Raw genomic sequence first — 18,960 nt, 5'->3', positions numbered from 1 at the left:
ATCCCTACAAAATAATGCGCAGACCTAATAGGTATTGCGCGCCAGTATGGTTATATTCTCGAGGAAGGTTGAGCGTGCCGTCACCTGTCCCGTAAATACGCTCGTATTCGTCTGTCAGATTGACGATTTCAAATGTCAGTTTGAGTTTGTCATTTAGGTTGTAGAATGCCGACACGTCGACTTGAGTTTGCCCATTCTTACCTTCAGCTAGATTGCCGTTCTCTCCTGGCAGGCGGATGATATAATCATCTCGTGTATTGATTGAAATACGACCGCCAAACTGTGGCTCTTCATAATACAGCGTGAAATTATAAGAGTTTTCAGACAGGCCAGTGATTTTATTGTCAGCTTTGACATAGGTGTAATTTGCAGTCGCGCCAAAATTGTCAAAAGGAGATGGTAAAATCGAAAATGGTTGCTGATATATGACTTCTATTCCACGCAATGTTCCCCCCTCTTCATTGGACGGCGTAATATGCAAATAGGGAACAGTTCTAAAATCGACAGTTACATTCGGATCATATTCTGGGTCGGCTTCAATCGTTGAATAATAGATGGGGTCAATGAGTTGCCTAGATTCACTGATTTCTATCAGTGATTTGATTTCCTTATTGAATATATTGAATGAAACTAAAGATTCGCTGCCTGGATACCACTCAACAGAAAAATCAATGTCGGCTGAAATGCTAGGCAATAAATAGGGGTTTCCGGTAACTACAGTGCCTGTGTTATAGCCAAAAGCAGGGTTTCCAGGGTTTAAAAAATTGAAGCTGGGACGTGTCATGTTTCGCGCGTAAGATGCACGTAATGTCCAATTATCTGATGTATCTAGAGATAAACTCGCTGATGGTAGAAGGTTGGTGTAACTGTTGCGAGACATGACTTGTTGACTTTGTGTGAAGCCTTCAGACTTAACGCGTGTTTCGACAATTCTCGCGCCGGAATTTACACGCAATGGCATTCCATTCAAATCAAGGGCGGCTTGTAATTCGAGAAACGCGGCAAGCGTATTTTCGTGAGTTTGCCAGCTTTGGGCATAATTTTTGACAAAAGGTGAGGTCAGGAGAACTGCATTGATTTTATCAATATTAGCGACAGTGAACGGAAAGAGCGGACCGTCAAATTTAAAGCCGTAGCGGTTATAGGGAAATGCTTGCGTAAATCCGCTTGCAGAGTCCTGATCAGGGAAGTCAGAGATATAAGCGACTTGGTATTCAGTTGTACGTTTATTGTATGATAGTCCCGACTTTATACGAAGAATGTCCAGATCAAGTGTCGCATCAATACGCGCAGTTGTGTTGTTGCGAAGAACATCGCTTGAGCTTAGACGGCCATCTATAAGTGAAAAATTGGATGCATCATTGAAATCATAGCCATAACTTACGTCGGGAACATTCGCATTGTCTGAAAAGTCAAAGCTATAACTATGCGGAATAGACCGCATGTAATAGCGGTATTCTTCGCGGTGAGAATTTGATGTTGCTGATCCAATTAGCGCATCAATTGAAAGACTGTCGGTAAAACGATGCTGAATATTTGCAACCAGCTGGAAGAATTCAGTATCAGAATCTTGTTTTCGGCTTTCGACAAAGGATTCTACATTGTCAAAGCTGGCAGCTTCAACTTGCTTACCATTGTCGGCAATCTGAATTGAGGTAGGCTGAACTTCATTGAAAGACGACAGGAAAAATTCAAAAAAATTGTAATTATTGCGTCTGTTAATCAAGGACGACATCAAGGTGTCAATTGTTAGTTTTGTTTGGTCATTAGGATGATATTGGAAACTTCCTGTAAGGCCTGAGCGTGTTTGAGAATTGCCGAAAAAATCCGGGCGCGGAAGCCTCGGAAACCAAAGACAATTGATAGGAGAGACAATTGTTTCTGAGCTGTCTGCGCAGTCTGATACACTTGGTGTGCCGATCACCTCAACATCTTGTTCTGAGGGGAAGGGGCCACTACCATCAATAATAGGGGTGGTCCATCTGACCGTACCAAACCCCTCTTGGCGGACAGATCTATCTGAGTATGAGGCAGAAAGAAGAAACCCAAGCTTGTCGTCTTTATAAGTGCCATTCCATAACCCAAATAAGCTAGGATCAATTTGCCCTGTCAAATTATTGTAGCGTGCATTTGAGGCGATCACTAAATTGCTGGGGTGGTTGTCCATCGGTTTTGGAGAAAAAAGAGCAACTGTTCCTGCTATGCCGCCTTCTTCCATGCTGGCTGAAGTGGTTTTGTGTACATCAACACGGCTGAAAAGGTCAGAGGCAAAAACATTAAAGTCAAACGCGCGCCCAGTGTTTAGACCTCCGCTTGAGTCCAGTCCATCCGTGCTAGCAGGCACTTCCATCCCGTTCAAAGTTGTCCGAGTGAAAGAGGGGCCCAGTCCACGTAAGGTTATTTGACGACCTTCTCCGCCTTCTCTTGAGATTGCGACGCCAGGGACCCTTTGAATTGACTCTGCGAGATTTGAGTCAGGAAATTTTCCCATGTCTTCGGCAATAATTGATTCAAGCTGGCTTATGGCTTGGCGTTTATTGTAAAGTGCTTTTTCTAACGACTGGCGATATCGCGTAACTGTTACTGTTTCGAGTGTCGTGATGGTGGGTGGAACTTCTTCTTCACTATAGTTTGGAGTAGGAATAGTTTGTGGAGATAGTTGGGACGAAAGAGGGGCAGGCTGCACGTTTGATGCTTGGCTCTCTTTAGGGGCGTTCAGGACATAAATGACACCGCTCTGCGTGACGCCGCGTTTGTAATTTGTGCCTTCAAGCAATAATTTTAGCGCTTCATCAAGTGTATAGCTTCCAATGACTGCTTGACTATTCTGAACACTGGACAACTCATTTGGATAAAAAAGTTGAGCACCTGTTTTTTCCACAATTCCATCGAGCGCCGTCCCCAATGTTTGGGCGTCGATGTTAAATGAATATACGGTATGAGTATCTTGCGCTTGCGCTAAAGGCGTCGAAAGTAGAAATAAACCAACAGCGCAAGTTGCAAAACAGTTTGCAACTCTACGGGGTGATTTCCAAAACATTTTGAGATTTAGAAATTTGCATTTCTAATTTCTCTAAAATACCTATTGGTTGCATTCCAAAAAATAGTCATATGTGTTTCCTCCGAAGTTTTTTTATATTTATTTTTTTGTTAGACGGACTTTGTTTTGATCAATCCGTTCTATCGTCACGTCAGACATGAGGTCTAAAACCTCAAGCATTGCATCAACTTCTCCTACTTTAAAATATCCAGCGACGGGCATGTCTTTTAGACTTTCATCGGCAATTTCAATTTCGACGTTGGAATATCTTGAGACCTCTGAAATCATAAATGAAAGTGGTTCTCCAGAGAATGACAAAATGCCGTTTCTCCATGACAAACGTCTTTGTAAATTTTCTGCTTGCAACACTTCCAGTTCTTCAATGTCAGTGTCAAATACGGCGCGTTGTCCAGCAGATATTTGCGTCAATTCTTGAGCCGCATTGTTTTCGGGGTTTTTGTTTTGAACCAACATAGCCTTTTTATTGATGAGTGCCACGCGCCCTTCTTCAACAGTTACGGCTAGTTTTGCTTCTCTCAGGCGCACGTTAAAGGCTGTTCCAACTGCGCGTACTTGCCTGTCTCCTGCGACGACTGAGAAAGGGCGGTCTGGTGCGTGAGCGACTTCAAAGAAAGCTTCTCCACGAAGTAAATTGATGTCTCTTGAGTTTTTCGAGTAATGAATTACCAGGTGAGTATTTGTATTTGCCTTAATCAATGAGCCATCAGGTAACTGAATATTTTGCATTTCACCAACCGCAGTTGATATAAATGCCTCATATTTATACGTTTGTGTGTTTAGGTAAGGCAGAGCAACCCATGTTGAAAAACCTATGATTAGCATAGCCGCCATGGCACCTATCGACTGGACTATCTTCCGAGATTGTCGTCGATTTTGTTTTAAAAGCTCGGCGACATCATCAGATTCTGCAAGGTGTTGGAGTTCTTCTAAATCATCGAGAGCTGACCACGCTTTAGCAATTCTGTAATAGCATTCGCGGTTTTTCTCACTGCTCGACATCCATTGATCAAATCGAGCGCGGTCTATAGCGGAAACCGTGTCTGCATCCAGCTTTGTCACCCATTCTGCAGCTTGGGCCTCACGTCGTTGACGAGTGGGAAGGCTGAGTATTTTCTTTTCGTTAGTCATTGTCAGCATTCCATTCAGTCTTTGATGTTTCGGCGGCAGCCTGATCGGGTTTCGGTGAGTCTGCTTTGCCGCCAAATTCGTCAGGTGTGTATCCAGTTGCGATCATGTTTTGAGTGCATTTTGTGAGCGATGCCGCTAGCCGTTTTTGTACAGTGCTAACCGATATATTCATGCGCGTTGCTATTTGAGAATACTTCATGCCGTCAATTTTACGCATTAGAAGAATTTTGCGATCATCTTCACTCAGTTGAGCTATAATTATTGTGAAAGCAGCAAGTTTTCGGCGACTATTGAGATGTTGTTCTGGATCGTGCTGGTTCCTATCAACTATGTCCGTTGAGTAGGGGGCATCTTCAATATAGTCGGTTGTTGTGTTGCGTTTCTTTTTGATCTCACTCAAGGCTACATTTTTAGCTGCGAACAGTAATAAACGCTCTGGTTCGCGAATATCGGCTTTTCGTTCTGCAGCGAAGCATTTCAAAAATGTTTCATGGGTTAATTCGTCCACATCCGCCGGTTGTGGGCAATATTTTGCGATAGTGCGCCGGATGGCTGCTTCGCAATTCAAAAATGCTGCGTAAACTTTCGACATATCTATATAGACTTCTCAGTTTCGAAAAAGCATCACACATTATCTAAAAATATTTTTCCACTTTTTTTAACATTTTTATTACTCGTTTTGATTTTTGAAAAGTCTACCTAAATACGAGCAATAAATTAGTTAATTCGTTGCCTCGTAAAATAAATGGAAGACTACCCAAAATATAAATCAACAAAATTTTTTTTGGTTCAGTAATTATTCCATACATAATAAGTAAATAGGGGCATTAATATTTGAATTTATTTAATTTTCTGGATTTTTCTGAAATTGAATATTTAAATATTAAGCTAAGGAGGAAAAATGAACTTTTTTAATAAATCCCTAAAAAAGGGGCTGTTTTCGGGTGCGTCTTTAATGACACCGATATTGCTCGGGCTTTGTTTTGCTGCGCCATCTTATGCTCAGGAAGCAGAAGAGGAAGCAAATGAAACGAAGAAATTGGATACAATTGTAGTTCAGGGCTTTCGTTCATCTCTGCAAGAAGCGCGTGATTTTAAACGGGCAGCCGTGAATTCACGTGAAAGTATTTTAGCTGAAGACATCGGTAAAATGCCTGATCTAAACCTTGCCGAAGCGATTCAGCGTGTGCCGGGGGTTGCAATTTCTCGTGAAGGTGGGGAAGGACGTAACATCACGCTTCGTGGTTTTAGTCCGAGCTTTACACGTACAACATTGAATGGGATGGAGGTTCCAGCAGGGAGTGATGGTCTTGATTCTGGGGGAGTAACTTTAAATAGTGGTCGCGCCTTTGACTTTCATGTTTTTGCAGCAGAACTTTTCAATCGAATTGATGTTCAAAAGACGCAAACAGCATCTATTGAAGAAGGTGGTATTGCTGGAACTGTAGACCTATATTCTGCAAAACCATTTGATTTTGAAGGTTTTAATTTTTCAGTATCAGGTCAAGCAGGTTATAACGACCTGACAGAAGAGGTTGACCCTCGTCTTGCTCTCATGGTCAGCGACACTTTCGCAAATGACACTTTGGGGGCACTTGTCTCAGTTGCTTATTCTGGCCGTACAGTCCGTCAGGAAGGTTTTGGGAGTGTTCGTTGGACATCACCATTCATAAATGGAGATTCTTGGGCAGACACTAATCCAGTCGTTAATGGTACGCCTTCAGGCGCCTGTGGTGCAGAAGATCCGCTAGATTGTTTGTGGGCTCCTCGTTTGCCTCGTGCTGACTTTTTTGGGAATGAGCAAGAACGTCTCGGCCTTACAGGTTCTTTCCAATATCAACCCAATGACAAATTGTTGCTAACTTTGGATGTCCTTCATTCTGAACTTACAAATGATCGCCGCAATTACAACTCTATGGAATGGTTGCTAACACATGGAGATCCAGGCAATTTTACTGGTCAAACGCCTATCGAATTTACAGTCGATCCTACAGGACAATATTTGATCGCGGCGAGTTTTGATGACGTTACATCTTGGTATGAAAGCCGTAAGCAAGTTTCTGAATCAAAATTTGATCAGATTGTCTTATCAGGTGAATATCAGATCACAGATAATATTTCTGTAGATGCTATGTTTGGTTCTGCCAAGAATGATGCGACCCGAGAAGAGTTGCGATTTTACTATCGTTCAGTTCCTCATTTCTATGCGTATGATTATTCCAATAATGAAGTCGCCTCTGTGGACTATGGCGACTACGATATGAACGATCCAAATAATTTCATTGATGTCGTGAACGCTAATAATCGTAGCAACGATGTTGAAAAGGAAAACCTTACTTCTAAAGTCGATCTAACTTATGAAGGCGATAGGTTTTCAATTAATACTGGTGTGGCTTACAATGATAGGTCCGTTTCTTATGCTGAAGGAATCGGTGGTTCAGCAGCGTTTGATCCGGCGCAATACACAACAGCTTTCCCTTATTCTAATTTCGGAAGTGGATTGGATGGTAATTTAGTGCCATTTTTGGTTGCTGATTTTGATGCGATTGAAAATGACGGTGTTATCCCTGCTGGATATACAGAATCCCTTGCAGATAGTTGGAAAGTTGGAGAAGAAACTTTTGCAACTTATGTCGAGCTAAACAGTGATTTCGATATTGGTAGCATGCTACTGAGAGCGAATTTTGGAATCCGTTATGTAGAAACGACAGTGACTTCCGAAGCTGTTGTTGGTGACCTTCCAATTAGTGTCGAGCGCAGCTATGATAATTATCTACCGTCAATGAATTTGGCGCTTGATGTAACTGATGAATTGGTTGCGCGCCTGTCTTATGGTCGTAGCATGACGCGTCCGGGCTTATCTTCTCTAAACATTGCGCGTCCAAGTTTTGGATATACAACGCGTACAGTTGGGAATTTAGGGAACCCAGAACTTGATCCATATGAATCAAATGATTTCGATTTGGGGCTTGAATGGTATTTGGGTGGTGAGGGGCTATTGTCAGCAGCAGTGTTCCACAAAAATATTGCGACAAATCTGACATCTGAAGTTGTGAACAAACTGATCGACGAGGAATTCTGGCCAGCAATCTATGCTGACCCTGAATACGATGAGTCCTATCAGGCTGATCCGGCAACTGTGCCGTATGACCATTCGATACCGGTCAATAGCAATGAAGGTTTTTCAGTGAAAGGGTTTGAGATCACTTATCAACAACCATTCACTTTCTTGCCGGGACCACTATCCAATATGGGTATCGCGTCGAACTACACACATGTTGAAGCACAAGATTCAACTGGATTATCTCCGAATTCATACAATTTCACTTTATACTATGAAGACGCAGATTTTGGTGGTCGTTTCTCAGTGAATAAGCGTGATGACTATCTATTGAGTGAGCCGGGCGGAAACGGACATGCGCAAGAACGTAAATACGGACCAACCCATGTCGATTTCTCATCTTTCTATAATTACAATGATAATCTCACTTTCACATTTGAAATTATCAACATGACAGATGAAGAAGAGCGGATTTACGGGACTGGATATGGTGATCTCGATCTGACCCGTGAATTCAGTCACACAGGTCGCCAATTCATGCTCGGTGCTCGTTACAGCATGTAAACAATACAGCAGAGCGGATAATTTTCCTTCCACATAAAATTTATTCCGTTTTTCTGCTGGATACCACCCGTCTCTCTATGGAGATGGGTGGTTTTTTTGTTTAGTTTCAGCTGGTTATGGTCATTTGTGGTAGGTGCAATAGGGTTGCATAGCAGACCACAAAAATGGGTGCTGAAACTTACATTCAGCACCCTAATTTATAACCAAGTCTATGTTATTTAGTTTTCTAATTCAGCAACTGCATTTGCCAAGAAAATGAATTGTGCGCCATTGGGTATCACATATTCGTTTTGACCCCAGAAGAACGGCCAGTCTTCACGGTTTTCGGGATAATCTGGTTTTAAAACCAGTACACCCGGAACGACACCACCAGCTATGTAGCTGAAATCAGCTCTATTATTTCCATAAGCAACCTTTTTAGATTTTGCACCTACAGCTGAGACAAGGGATAAATTGTGTCCCGGGTGTTGGCCTAGCAGGAAGTCAAACCCTGCATAAACGCGATCTTTGGACACGAGATCAGGGTATGCCTTGTGAAGGAAATAATAGACGATTGCATTGTTGGCTACCGTTCCAGACCCAGCCCAGCCGCCGCGGGTGATTTGGACGCCGAAAGGGTTGTCGGAGCGGTTTTGCGTTTCTTTTGCGATGAAGTCTTTTGCTGCTTTGCGTAGTTTTTTGTCATAGTTTTTCGGCATTAAGTCTTTAATTTCAACGGCTAAGTCGGCAAATCCAGCAAAGAATGGCAATGCGTCATCCCATGCTTTTTCAACTGATTTTGCGTATTTTGGGTCTTTTGTTGTGAGCAATAATTCACCGGCAGCGCGGATTCTCTCTAATGCAAATGGGCCACCAGTGGTGTTCCCGTGTTGATATAGTGTGGGTTCATTGCTCTCTTCATGTGCAAAAACTGTGATTGCTTGTTGAAGCGCTTTTTCAGCGAGCGCATCATCATAGCCTTTCAAAGTTCTGGCCGCTGCTGCCATGCCTGCGGCAGAGCCATATTCCAATGCAGAAGAACGAGATGTGAAAGCCCATCTATCATCTAATTTGCCCGAATGTGTGGGTGTTTCCTCGTCGGCGGACATGTTTGCATCATAAATGCGATTGTCGGTTTTGCTGCCTGCATCGCCCAAGAAGGTGTACTGATCTAAATCAGGTGCGACGATGCCGTGTATTGCATGTCCAACGGCATCATATTGGGCGAGCAATTGTAACGTGCCGTGTTTGACTTGCTGCTGGATATCGGCTGCGCCATCCGGCACATGCATATCTGTGTAATTTGTATCCCAATTAATGCTGGTTTGATCTCTGGGAATGGAGAAATTATCCCAAGCGCGCGCCATCATTCTTATTGTCGAATATTGGCTTTGGGTACGAATGTCGAAATCTCCAGCGTCAAACCAACCTCCGACATTTAGGCCCGGAATGTGTTGTAGGGGTTCAAAGTCTGTGTCTGTGGTTGGACCTTGGCGATATAAATCATGATGCTCATGATCAACAGGGGCTTGTAGCGCATCATCCATATGCGCTTTCCCGTGCCAAGCGCGATAGGCTTCATTTACATACATGTGATCCATTTGAACAGGAAAGAAAACATCCGAAGTAGGGTGCCAAGCGTGATCATAAACTGTGTCTGATATGCTAAAACTTGCTTCTCTATTCCCATCAAATTCTAACGCATAGACGCCGGTCTCTGTGATATCGGAAAAGTCAAAACTGGCGTATTTATACCGTAGGTAATTACCCCATGGTTTAGGTGTCATGGATTTAACGCGTACCGCTTTACCCGTTTCATCAAATCGCAATAAGTGCATTTCTTTGTCTGCGACCGCTTTGGCATCCATTTCGATGATGGCAGTTTTATTGCGGGCAGGGTGGTAGCCAAGTTGGTTATAGCTGATAACTGGCGGTCTTTCCCAGTTTTCCTGAGCGGCGGCATCTAAGCGCCATTCCATCAGTTTTCCGGTTTTGCCTTCTGGAAGAACTGAACGCACAACAAACCAGCCATTTTGAGCTTGGTTGCGGCCGTCATAAAGGCTGATGTCTGTGGCATCCATGGATTTGAGGCTAACGCGATGTTGTTCATCGGCGGGTGCCAGAATGATGGATTTGCCTGATGCAATCGGAAGTGGCTCGGCAAGTGCGCCGTCTGTTCGCTCACCATCGGCGCGCAACTCCATATCCCCTTGGGCATAGGTTGGTAAAATTCCAGGATGTCCATCAACAAGCAAGGACTTTCCTCCGAAAACGGATGGAATGAATTCTAAATTGAAACCTGCTTTTCCGGCCAATCCGTTTGGAACAGGCGTTTCAGAATGAACGCTGATTAAATAGTTATCGTCATCTTTTTCAACGCGAATTGTGTATTGGAAATCATAATCAGCATATTCAAGATCAGCCTCGATGACGCCATTTGCAACATCAACACGGCGTGTTTTAAAAGTGCCAATAGGTTCCCATTGTCCGGGCGTGGCACTGAGGCGTATATCTCCATTTGTTGCGACGCGATTATCGTGCTGAATAAGCTCGACACCAGAAATTTTAGCGTCACTGAAAAGGCTGTCATACCAATTGGAAAAGACAAGCACGTCTAATCCATCTTCAGAAAAATACTCTTTTGTAGAAGCTGTCTCAGAAGCTTCTTGCGCGAATGCGGGTGTGAATTGTGAGAGTGCTGTCGTGGATAATAGAGCAGCCACTGCCATATGTGTAAGTTTGTTTTTCATTTTGATTTCCTCCCAAAGGTCAGTTTATTTGGATCCGCTTTTGGCTTTTATTTTCGGTATCCAACTGATGGTGACCTTTTAGATCATAAAAATGATTGCGTTAACACCAAAACGTAAATCACCGATCAATTAATTGTGAATTGACGTTTGCGCGGGGAAGAGCCTTGCATGCAGGTTGTTTGCTGAGGAGACAAAAGTGAGGAGGGGCAAGCTGTTTGCCTCAAATTTGTTCGAGCAAAACAGGATCGTTTCAGAGAGAAATGTCGATCCTGCATTCCGGCAAATATCTAATAAATTTTGAAGAGAGGCTGGAGAAAATATGTATCTTCAAAGAAAGCTTGATGATCTCGGATAATATTTTGAGATACTCAAAGCAGGACGATCTTTGGTGGAGGCGTGTATTTTCTGTTCTAACGGAAGCTGTTGAATCAGTTCAATTAAATGCTCAATAAAGCTGGTTTCATTCCGTTGCATTCCAACCTAGTGAAATGGCACTAGGTTGGAGATATGTATGTTCAACTAATAAAGCCGCTAGGCTTTACTTTTCTTGGTCTAAATATGGAACATATAGCGGCATGGAATCTTCCCATTTGCTATCAGTCACCATGTGCTTATTTGAGCCGTCTGCATTCATAACCCAAATCTGACCATATTGCTGGAACGTGTCATCATATAGGGCTGCCTCATCGCGGAAGCCATAAACTGAACCACTCCACATGATTTTGCTGCCATCATTTGACCAGACTGCATGGCCATCACCACTTGGGTGTGTTGTCAGGCGAACAAGATCGGTGCCATCAGGTTTGATCGTATATAGATCATAATCTGCATGGCCGTGTCTGCGGGTGAATAGAATACGTGTTCCATCTGGGGAGTAGGCAGGTAGGTTATCACCCGTTTCTGTTAGAACACGGTGTTCATCTTTCTCGATGTTATAAATCCTTAGGCCTATGTTTTCTTTGTCCCAGACGCGGTAGACGATTTCTTTGCCATCTGCAGAAAAGCTTGGGAAACCAGCATTCTCTTCACCATGTGTTACTTCCCTAAGGCCTGTACCGTCGCGACGAACCATCATAACGCGCGCAGGAGCATCATAGCGTTTATAAAAAAAGGTCCCCACACAGAATGTGACCCATTCCCCATCTCTCGACCATGACGGTTGATAAGCTCCAACCAAGCCGGTCCCCAACAGGTATGGTGTCTTGGTTGATTCCTTGGTGACCTCATAAATGGTGCGTGGATTTTTGCCATCTCGATCCAGCACAACGAGATTACCGATATTTTTCTTATCAGAGATAACGATTTCATCTTGGCTGGAGAGGAGGGGGAAAACATCTATATGTTTGTATTCCCATTCTGGATCCCAGCTATAGAGGTCGACACCGTCAGGGCGGCGCGTGTGATCGACTTGTTCATAAATGACCTGACTGCCATCTTGGGTCCATATAGGTTCCCGAACATTCTTTTTTAGAATTGGGGTGGAGCCATCGGTATAATAGATACCTTCATTCTCTGGCCCTTTGTTTACATACCCAATTTTATCATTGGAAATGTAAACTGGAGAAATTTTCACACCCTTTCCTGAAGTGTGCTCGATATAGTCCCGTCCAGTTTCTACATCAACTGAAGCAATTTGAGATGTCGTGTCTTGTACGAGATTATAGCGACGTGCGCCCCATGTGTCTTCCGTTGTTATTGCATAGAATGAGATACGTTTTCCATCTGGTGACCAAGAAGGCGAGCCGTAAGACATCTCTGGTTTAGAAACTAAACGACGGAAATTTTGTCCATCAGCTCCTATGACGTAAATAGATAATTCTTGCGTATGTTCCCAACCAATCGGGTAGTCATGACCGCGCCAGTTTGTGTTGCGATCTGAAGAGAAGGCGATCCACTTTCCATCTGGTGACCAAGACGGACGTAGAAAGCTGTTCGGCAGCATAGGATCGCCTTGAATGTGCTCTGCGCCTGTTAGGTTTGTCAGTTCGCCTGTTTCAAGGTCTTTGATCCAAACGTTAGAAAAATAACCTTCTCGTGTGGAAACAAATGCTATTTTTTTACCATCTGGAGAAATGGAGACAGCATCTTCTACGGATGAGCTGGATACTACTTCTTCAATATTGCTGCCATCAATATTGGCCTTGAATAGCTCTGAGTTTCCATCACCATTGCGTTCGGATGTAAAATAGACTGACGTGCCATCAGAGGCGAGTTCAGCACTGTATTCAAAAACAGTATTTTCACCTAAAAGCTTGCGTTCATTTGTGCCGTCAGCATTGGATATGTATAATTCTGAGCTTCCCGGACCTATCCGGTTCATGAACATCACCCCTTTTTTTTCTACGACGTCTTCAGTCGTGGATGACGCAATTGCTTGGGGGGCATCTGTTACGGGAAGTGTCTCGCCATCGGCAATGGTGGTACAGGCTTGTTGGGTGATTAGTGCTAAAGCTGTGCAAGCGAGCAATAGAGTTTTGCGTCTCATATTTTTCTTCCCCGAGGTGTCATTATTATTGCATTCGGTCATGATTTTTGTCCGTATGTATAGGATTATCTAGCTATCCTATCTGCTTGAGGTGGACGAGGGGGATAGGAAGAATGATTGCATTGATCAGTTTTGGGTTGGAAACAAACTTAAAGTTTCAATCTTAATCTAGGTGGTAGCGTGTGTCTTGTGTCTAGAGGGAGGGAATCTGGATATTACCTCTCCTTTTGAAGTTTGCGGGATTAAGTGAGTGATTATTTATCACGCTAGACGCGGTTTTATGTGTTGTTTTGTCTTTCTTGCGCGTAGCGTCGACGCGGGAGGACTAAAATATGATTGATTTTAAGTGCGTCAAAAAACAGGCGCTACACAGATATACTACAGTTTTGTTTGGACTGATTTGCACCGTTGCATTGTCTGCATGCGCTATGTTGCAAAACCAAGCGCATCAGAATTTCGAATATGTCTATTTCGGTACGCGTGTAAGTGACGAAAATACGGGTATATATGGCGCTAAACTGGATCACAAAACGGGTGTGTTGATGCCATTGGGTATCGTTGCAGATATAGAGCGTCCAACATGGTTAGAGTTTGTACCAGACTCATCTGTTTTCTACGCAACAGCGTCCGGAGGGGAGAATGGTACAGGTTTGATATATGGTCTAAAATCTGATCCGAATACCGGTGCTGTGAGTATCATCAATAAGATATCATCTGGGGGAGAAGATCCCACTTTTATTGCACCAGATGTGAAAAGAGAAAAATTATATATAGCGAACTTTCGGGACTCGGTTGTTTCTGAAATTACTATGAATGATGATTTGAGTTTGCAGACTGTGACTGGGCGTCAGATGCAAGTGGGAAGTGGCCCACATCGACGCCAAGATAGCGCGCATGCGCACGCTGCTGTGCTCGATCCGTCTGGTCAATTTGTGCTTTCGCCTGATTTGGGTGCGGATAAAGTTTTTATCTATAAACTCCCAGAGAATGATGGTGGATTGCAGGCGGCTAGCCGCGCTGAGGTGACAACGCCAGCAGGAACGGGTCCACGTCATCTTGTGTTTCATCCAAATGGCAAATTTTGTTATTTGGTTTTTGAGCTTACAGCTCAGGTGCAAGTCTATTCTTGGAATGCTCAGATTGGCGAATTAATCCCGATTGAAACTCAAAATACTCTATCTGAAGGTTTTGAAGGATTTAAAAGCGTTTCGGAGCTCGCAATTTCAAAAGATGGTCGCTTTTTGTATGTCACCAACCGAGGTGAAAATCAGTTGATTGTTTATAATGTGAGTGAACAAACGGGTGCAATTTCGGAGATACAAAGAGTATCTGTTGGCGGGAAATTACCTTGGCATTTTGCAATGAATAAAAGTGAGGAATGGCTGTTGATTGCAAATTTCAAATCCAACAGCGTGACTGCTTTTAGGCGTGATGATGAAACGGGGTTGGTGGAGCGTATGTCAGGGGAGATAGAAATTCCACAAGTCGCAAATGTCGCTTTTAGAAAATAAAGAGAAATTGAAGTTTTAGCTCCAGCACTTGTGGCCCTATTTTTGGCCACAGAAACAGCTCTTCCTTTTTTTGATGAAAGAAAAGGAAGAGCTTGTTCGAAAGCAATTGGTTTTTTGGGGAAACCAAACGGATCACTTTTTCTTAATTGGATTGCCTTTGAGATAGCGTTTTAAGCTTGGGCGCTCAGCTCCACGGTGCAGGTTTTCCAGATTTTTGATGTTGTGGAGATCATCTTGAGTGCGTCGGTTATTGTGCCGAATGTATTCTCCATATGTTGGCACACTGTAACTTTCTATCCAGCGAGAGCTATCCTCTAGGTTTTGCCAAAGGGACCAAGCTCTTGCTCCATCTCGTTTTCTTATGTGTTCGCGTTGCGCCATTTCAGTTAGAAATTCTTGCTGATCTTCTATGGCAATGACATATTCAAGTTCGACGAAAATAGGCCCGTTTTTTAATTGTACGTCTATGTCAATGACGGGTTCGCGCCAGTGTTTTATTGGGTCTAGATTTAGGTTCTCAGCTATCGGTAATTTCATGCCCAAAGCTAAAATGGCGCTGCTGGCTAATATTATACTAGCGACAAAATAAGCCGTCGATAGACTGCCATATTCAGCAATAAATCCATAAGTCCAACTGCCAACAACCATGGCTCCAAATGTGGCCATTTGGTACGTCGATAAAGCGCGAGCTGTTACCCAGCGTGGCGCACATAATTGCACAGTCGTATTGAGACTTGTATGTTTTACCACCCAACCGGAGCCAGCTAAAAGCATACCCATAACAGATACGAGATAAACTGGTGCGAAAGCTAACAGTAATAGACCAATAAATATACAGACAGTACCCAATCTGACCACATTTTCAGATGTCCATTTTTCACGTAGAATGCCGCCAGATATCGCGCCCATAACGGCACCGACACCATATCCACCTAAAAGAAATCCAAATGATAATGCGGTACCATCATAGCGTTGGCTGACTAGAACGGGAGCGAGGGCAAGTATAGCACTGTTTGTCATACCTCCCATTGCACCGCGTACCATGGCGGTGCGAATATATGGAGATCTGATTGCAAACCGCATTCCTGCGCCAACAGCTTGCAGGATTGGTTCAGACGGGATGTCAGATTGGTCTCTCGTAGGTCGCCAGATCAGTAAAGTAATGATCAATCCGATATAGCTTAACACATTGACGAGAAAGGCCGTAGCAGCACTACTAATTGCGACTATTAAACCACCAATGGCAGGCCCAAGTGTGCGCGCTAAATTCATGCTCATACTATTTAAAGCAACGGCCCGGCCTAGTATATTGCGTGGAATCAAATCGCGTACCGACGCATGCCAAGAGGGATTATTGATAGCGTTTCCTGAGGCAATAATGGCTGTAAATAGCAATAAAAACCAAGGTGTTATCCATTTGAAATAGGTCGCAGTCATAAGGGTGACAGCTGCACAAAACATAACTGTTTGTGATAACAGCATTAATTTGCGACGATCCCATCTATCAGCGAGTGCGCCACCAAATATTGAAAACATCATCACTGGTAGGCTCATCGCTGTTTGGACCAGCGCTATAAGCTGGGGTGAATCAGTCAAACTTGCCATTAGCCAAGAGGCAGCGACGACTTGGATTTGGCTTCCCATGTTGGAGAAAGCTGTCGCGGTCCATAGGTTTCTATAGGTTGGTATGCTGAGTGGCGATATTTTCGCTTCCGGCTCTATGGAAGGTGATGTCTTTTCATTGTTTGAAGAAGTGTCCACATCATGCCTTTCGCTGGTGTCTGCCATTAGAAATTGGCTCAGTTGAAAGTGTGGAGATCACGTAGGCGGAATTCTTTGTGTGAGCGCTAATTTCATCTACCAAGTGTTTTTGCAATCGTGTTGGAAGCCAGTCTTTGCGTGTGGTAATACCAATTGCAGGAACAGGTGTAATAGCTGGATAATGCAATGCTTGTAGGTAATCTCTTTGGTGCATGAGTTCGTAATCAGTCATCAGCGTGAGCCGGTCACCAGATTCAAGTAGACTGCGAATGATTGTGAATGCACTGGTGCGAATGGGGGCGTGCGGACCTGAAGTGCCTTCAAAGAGTTTCTCAAAGCATTCTCTACGACTTGCACCGCGAGTACCTACAACCCACTCATATTCGAGAAGGTCTTCAGTGGTTATGTTGTCTTTAAAGGATAATGGATGGTTGGTGCGTCCGACAATATGAAAACATGTATCAGCAAGCGGTATATATTCGAGATTCTCTCGACCATCTTGTTGTACAAGTCCAACGACAAAATCGACATCACCATCAGATAAGCTTTGCATTAATTCTGGTGCATTCTCGCTCACAATTTTTATTTCAGCATTTGGAAATTCCTGAACAAATGTATCTAAAACAGTCGCAAGAAGGAAACTGCCTCCAAAAGGCATTGCGCCAACAGTTATGCGTGAGCGTGTATTTCCACGGGATATTTCAATATCATTCTGGGCTGCTTCGATCTCCTGAAGAGCAAGCTTCATGCGCTTACCGAAATTCATGCCGGTAGGGGTTAATGAAAGACCAGCGGCTGTTCTATTTAATAGGGTGTTTTTTACATTTGCTTCCAGCGTGCGAAGGGCGCGTTGAACCGATGTGGGGACTAGGCCAAGCTCATTTGCAGCAGCTTCTAGATTCCCTGCTGCAAATATTGCGATGAGACAGTTTATTTGAGATCTGGATATTCGATTCGCAGCAATATCGAGATTGAGAGCTGTCTCTGAATTAGGAAGTTCTTGGAGTGCATCTCTTAAGCGATCAAAGAAACGTTCAGCGCGATGGTGAAAAATTCGTCCTAGCTCAGTGAGGTAGCTTCCACTTGTGCTCCGTATGAGAAGCTGAACGCCTAATTGGCTTTCAAGTTTTAGAATAGCTTGGGTGACGGCTGGCTGAGATAAATTGCATTCCTCTGAAGCGCGTCTAACGCTGTTTACACGTCCAACGGTTTCGAGAAGCTTTAATTGTCGAAAGCTTATGGATTCTGTTGTCATTCCATCGTCCTCCCAGTCTTATTTAGTTTGCTGTTTGAAATGAGGAGTACATCATAATTAATCACCATTATAGAGGGGCGAAGAAGTGAGTGAACATGAAAATTGATGGTTTTTAGGTGTATATAAGTGCATTTTGTTGTCGTGATAATTATATTAATTTGTTATGAAATATTGTTTAAAAACAAATACTTAATATAATTTTTGTGTTATTGTTTAGGGTATTAAATTTCGGATTTATTATGTCTTTTATTTCGAACGTTTGGATGCGAAACTTATATGGTCGGCATATTAAATTTATCACCAGTTTGACATAAAACTTATATCCATTTGTTGGAATTTGAGAAAGTTGGGTCGTTTTTAGACGTAGTATTTGAACATATGTAACGTACCCAATACGGAAGGGGTGGCTGTGGAGGCATCAAAAAACACACTTACTTTGGGCAAGTGTGTTTTTAAATGTGCTTATCGTTTTGGCGGAGGAGTATAAGCTCTTAAATTAGCCACCTAGACTTGCAGTCGTATCGTCAAATAATTCGTCGACTGATAACTTGCGTGGAATGATTTTCTGTTCAAAAGCCCATTCTATAGCAAGTTGGATACCTTTGCGGTTCGCTTCTAGGCCCAATGGAGGGTATGGGGAGGGGACGCCTCCTTTAGTGAGCTCTCGACTGTCACAGATCATGCGATAGATCTCGCGAACGACTTCGGGATGGTTACGTGAAATATCTTCATGTACAACGAACATATGGTTTATGGGTACAACACCTTCACGGGCAAACCATTCCTTTGCTGCATCAAATGGTTTGGGAACAAGGTATTCCACCCGATCATCTTTTGGCAGATCAACCCCCTGAAGCGTTGCGGCAAGTTCACCATCCAGCATCATTTTGCCGATATCGGACCCTTTGGGTAGCTCAATGCAATTGGCGGGATCGGAATATTCTTCGAGATGACCTTCATTCACAGTCATCCAGGTCACTTTATTCAGGTCGACACCGTATTCATGTTGTAAAATGCCCCGCATCCAGAGGCCGGTTGTTTGTGCATATGTTCTTACGCCAACCTTTTTGCCTTCAATGTCTTTTGGGTTTACGTGTCCAAAATCTCTGTTGAAACCAGAACAATGGTGTTGAAAGCGTCCTGAAATAGGCGCGGGTAGCATGACATAAGGCTTGTTATAGCATTTGGCCTGAAGATAGGTAACGATTGCAAGCTCACCTGCATCATAGCTATTGCGCCGGATCATATCTTTAAAGCCATTGTGTGCTTTTTCTGGACCGCAAAAATCCAGTTCTACTTTGTCAGATGTGACGCGCCCATCTTTCATCGCAAGGGTGACTGGATAATCGGCAAGATTGGTTTTGAGCTTTAGCTTACCATTTTCTAATTGTTCCATTGTGTCCTC

The 18,960-nt window shown here is 43.4% G+C and carries 10 protein-coding genes; 2 read left to right on the top strand and 8 right to left on the bottom strand.

What is annotated here, in order from left to right; translation table 11 throughout:
* Positions 1 to 4: 4 nt before the first annotated feature.
* From HBAL_RS13205 to HBAL_RS13195, 3 genes are all read right to left on the bottom strand, one after another.
* A complete protein-coding gene (locus HBAL_RS13205; protein ID WP_015828445.1) occupies positions 5 to 3,040 on the bottom strand; it encodes a TonB-dependent receptor in 3,036 nt (1,011 codons plus the stop codon).
* Between the two features lie 99 nt (positions 3,041 to 3,139).
* Positions 3,140 to 4,189, bottom strand: a complete 1,050-nt coding sequence (locus HBAL_RS13200; protein ID WP_015828444.1) for a FecR family protein — start codon at positions 4,187 to 4,189, stop codon at positions 3,140 to 3,142.
* Positions 4,182 to 4,781 (bottom strand): RNA polymerase sigma factor, encoded by a 600-nt coding sequence (locus tag HBAL_RS13195; RefSeq protein WP_015828443.1) that lies wholly within the window; start codon positions 4,779 to 4,781, stop codon positions 4,182 to 4,184. Before HBAL_RS13195 ends, HBAL_RS13200 begins: the two co-directional genes overlap by 8 nt.
* 309 nt (positions 4,782 to 5,090) lie before the next feature.
* Between HBAL_RS13195 and HBAL_RS13190 the strand changes: the two genes are divergently transcribed.
* Positions 5,091 to 7,814: a TonB-dependent receptor gene (locus HBAL_RS13190; RefSeq protein WP_015828442.1), complete on the top strand. Its 2,724-nt coding sequence runs from the start codon at positions 5,091 to 5,093 to the stop codon at positions 7,812 to 7,814.
* Between the two features lie 218 nt (positions 7,815 to 8,032).
* Here the strand turns inward: HBAL_RS13190 and HBAL_RS13185 are convergent, their stop codons facing one another.
* Both HBAL_RS13185 and HBAL_RS13180 read right to left on the bottom strand, forming a co-directional pair.
* Positions 8,033 to 10,543, bottom strand: coding sequence for a glycoside hydrolase family 9 protein (locus tag HBAL_RS13185; RefSeq protein ID WP_015828441.1), 2,511 nt, complete (start codon positions 10,541 to 10,543; stop codon positions 8,033 to 8,035).
* 538 nt (positions 10,544 to 11,081) lie between these two features.
* Positions 11,082 to 13,028: a PD40 domain-containing protein gene (locus HBAL_RS13180; protein WP_015828440.1), complete on the bottom strand. Its 1,947-nt coding sequence runs from the start codon at positions 13,026 to 13,028 to the stop codon at positions 11,082 to 11,084.
* 332 nt (positions 13,029 to 13,360) lie between these two features.
* Here HBAL_RS13180 and HBAL_RS13175 point away from each other — a divergent pair, with 332 nt between their 5' ends.
* Entirely contained in the window at positions 13,361 to 14,539 is a 1,179-nt protein-coding gene (locus HBAL_RS13175; protein ID WP_015828439.1) for a lactonase family protein, read from the top strand.
* Positions 14,540 to 14,671: 132 nt separating this feature from the next.
* Here HBAL_RS13175 and HBAL_RS13170 read toward each other — a convergent pair whose 3' ends face one another.
* The 3 genes from HBAL_RS13170 to HBAL_RS13160 form a co-directional block, all read right to left on the bottom strand.
* Complete coding sequence (locus tag HBAL_RS13170) at positions 14,672 to 16,327, bottom strand: MFS transporter (protein WP_015828438.1); 1,656 nt, start codon at positions 16,325 to 16,327, stop codon at positions 14,672 to 14,674.
* Positions 16,302 to 17,555, bottom strand: coding sequence for a LysR family transcriptional regulator (locus HBAL_RS13165; protein ID WP_015828437.1), 1,254 nt, complete (start codon positions 17,553 to 17,555; stop codon positions 16,302 to 16,304). The genes HBAL_RS13170 and HBAL_RS13165 overlap by 26 nt, the downstream gene beginning before the upstream one ends.
* A 496-nt stretch (positions 17,556 to 18,051) precedes the next feature.
* The gene (locus HBAL_RS13160; RefSeq protein ID WP_015828436.1) at positions 18,052 to 18,951 is read right to left on the bottom strand and encodes a phosphate ABC transporter substrate-binding protein; all 900 of its coding nucleotides are present in this window, start codon (positions 18,949 to 18,951) and stop codon (positions 18,052 to 18,054) included.
* Positions 18,952 to 18,960: the final 9 nt, after the last annotated feature.

The organism is Hirschia baltica ATCC 49814 (assembly GCF_000023785.1).
In the GTDB taxonomy this organism is placed as follows: Bacteria; Pseudomonadota; Alphaproteobacteria; order Caulobacterales; family Hyphomonadaceae; genus Hirschia; species Hirschia baltica.
Note: the sequence above shows the minus strand (reverse complement) of the source record. Positions and strands in the feature narration are given on the sequence as shown.

What these genes read in the sequence shown, in the direction of transcription:
- HBAL_RS13205 (WP_015828445.1), bottom strand. Translation starts at nt 3,040, where the DNA reads ATGTTTTGGAAATCACCCCGTAGAGTTGCAAACTGTTTTGCAACTTGC.
- HBAL_RS13200 (WP_015828444.1), bottom strand. Translation starts at nt 4,189, where the DNA reads ATGACTAACGAAAAGAAAATACTCAGCCTTCCCACTCGTCAACGACGT.
- HBAL_RS13195 (WP_015828443.1), bottom strand. Translation starts at nt 4,781, where the DNA reads ATGTCGAAAGTTTACGCAGCATTTTTGAATTGCGAAGCAGCCATCCGG.
- HBAL_RS13190 (WP_015828442.1), top strand. Translation starts at nt 5,091, where the DNA reads ATGAACTTTTTTAATAAATCCCTAAAAAAGGGGCTGTTTTCGGGTGCG.
- HBAL_RS13185 (WP_015828441.1), bottom strand. Translation starts at nt 10,543, where the DNA reads ATGAAAAACAAACTTACACATATGGCAGTGGCTGCTCTATTATCCACG.
- HBAL_RS13180 (WP_015828440.1), bottom strand. Translation starts at nt 13,028, where the DNA reads ATGAGACGCAAAACTCTATTGCTCGCTTGCACAGCTTTAGCACTAATC.
- HBAL_RS13175 (WP_015828439.1), top strand. Translation starts at nt 13,361, where the DNA reads ATGATTGATTTTAAGTGCGTCAAAAAACAGGCGCTACACAGATATACT.
- HBAL_RS13170 (WP_015828438.1), bottom strand. Translation starts at nt 16,327, where the DNA reads ATGGCAGACACCAGCGAAAGGCATGATGTGGACACTTCTTCAAACAAT.
- HBAL_RS13165 (WP_015828437.1), bottom strand. Translation starts at nt 17,555, where the DNA reads ATGACAACAGAATCCATAAGCTTTCGACAATTAAAGCTTCTCGAAACC.
- HBAL_RS13160 (WP_015828436.1), bottom strand. Translation starts at nt 18,951, where the DNA reads ATGGAACAATTAGAAAATGGTAAGCTAAAGCTCAAAACCAATCTTGCC.